The 1,381-nt window shown below is 42.9% G+C and carries 3 protein-coding genes; all 3 read right to left on the bottom strand.

Annotation, left to right across the window (positions count from 1 at the left end; genetic code table 11):
* Positions 1-274: 274 nt before the first annotated feature.
* A complete protein-coding gene (locus B9T16_RS28690) occupies positions 275-697 on the bottom strand; it encodes a type II toxin-antitoxin system VapC family toxin (protein WP_410246392.1) in 423 nt (140 codons plus the stop codon).
* Positions 687-899: a hypothetical protein gene (locus B9T16_RS28685; protein WP_410246391.1), complete on the bottom strand. Its 213-nt coding sequence runs from the start codon at positions 897-899 to the stop codon at positions 687-689. The genes B9T16_RS28690 and B9T16_RS28685 overlap by 11 nt, the downstream gene beginning before the upstream one ends.
* A gap of 175 nt (positions 900-1,074) precedes the next feature.
* Positions 1,075-1,381: CHAT domain-containing protein (locus tag B9T16_RS28680; protein ID WP_410246390.1), on the bottom strand; the 307-nt coding region annotated here is incomplete at its 5' end.

Genomic DNA, 1,381 nt, shown 5'->3' with positions numbered 1-1,381 from the left:
TATTGTCTTGAATGGGGACATCCAAATTATAAGCATCAAAGAGACGCTCTATCCGAATTCGCTTGAGGTCAATAGACATTTAATTTACCAAATCACTTGAGGAATCATCTTGACGGTCATCCCCCCATTATAAACCCGTTGCCGTAAAGGCTGACCAATAACAAGCCTCGGCCAAGGGAGCGTCATCAAATAAACTCAAACGGTCTTCCACTGCTTCCACTTCCTCCTGGGTCGTCTTCTGCTTAGGTTCCCAGTCTATGCATTACTGAAATAATTATGTCATATCGTTATGTGCTTTTGGAATAGCTTTAAATCCAGCTTGCGTAAAATGTCGATCAAATGTCAACGCCATCTCAATTTTTCTGTCCTGCATTGCTATAAATGAGATACAATCGACCAAACCCCAGGTTTGATCTCGTCGGTTTTTATAGAGAGAAAATCCCCGCTCAAACAGTTCCGGCGTTAAACGCACGACTTCCACATTATCCGATTCAAAAAAATCTTCGATAATCTGGATTGCTTCCGCTTTATAGCGACGAGCTAAAGCATTGGAAACCTCAAGCATTACTGCATCAGTGATCACCCAAACTTGGTTATCATATTGACCGGCAATAGATATAGCCTCTTGATGATACTGATCTCGAATATTGACCAAGGCAATAATAAATGATGTATCCACAAATATTTTAATCGTCATCAATCTTTTTTTCTCCGTTGAGATATAGATCAATGTTGGCAGCGAAATCAACAGGTCCTTCAATTTTGACCTGCTTTAACTTTGAAAATAAAGTGTTATTGGTTTTGGGACGCGAAAATTCCTTGATAATTTCATAGAGTTCTGCCAGTTTATCTTCCTCTAGCTTGCTAATCTCTTCATCAATCAATTGCCTAATATTCATGGTGATTTCCGGGTTAACAATAGAGATTTTATTGGGGTTTCACACCTAAACAGAGATATTCCCACCTCGTTTTTTTTCTTTCTCGATGCAGAAGCCGTAAAAAAGCCCGACCAATCCGTTCATTTTCAGATGTGGGCATCATAGTTCGACCTCATCATGACTCAACTCTCCCCCATTATAATCCCGCCGCCGTAAACGCTGACCAATAATAGGCATTAGCAAAGGGGGGGTTATCATCAAATAAACTCAAACGGTCTTCCACTTCCTCCACTTCCTCCTCCGTCGCCTTCTGCTCATGTTTGAGCCAGTCCAGAATCTCCGCAGAAGATAACCCCCGTAACCAGGTTTGAGCCGCTTGCAGGGCAACTGTCACCGAGGGATAATCCGGTAAAATTTGATAGAGGCGCAGCGTCACCAGAGTCGCCGCCAGTTCATCCACATTCCAGAGACTGGCGACCACCGTTCGCGCTCCGGCGTAGAAA

Origin of the sequence: Arthrospira sp. PCC 8006 (genome assembly GCF_046480465.1) — a bacterium.
Lineage (GTDB): Bacteria > Cyanobacteriota > Cyanobacteriia > Cyanobacteriales > Microcoleaceae > Limnospira > Limnospira platensis.
Note: the sequence above shows the minus strand (reverse complement) of the source record. Positions and strands in the feature narration are given on the sequence as shown.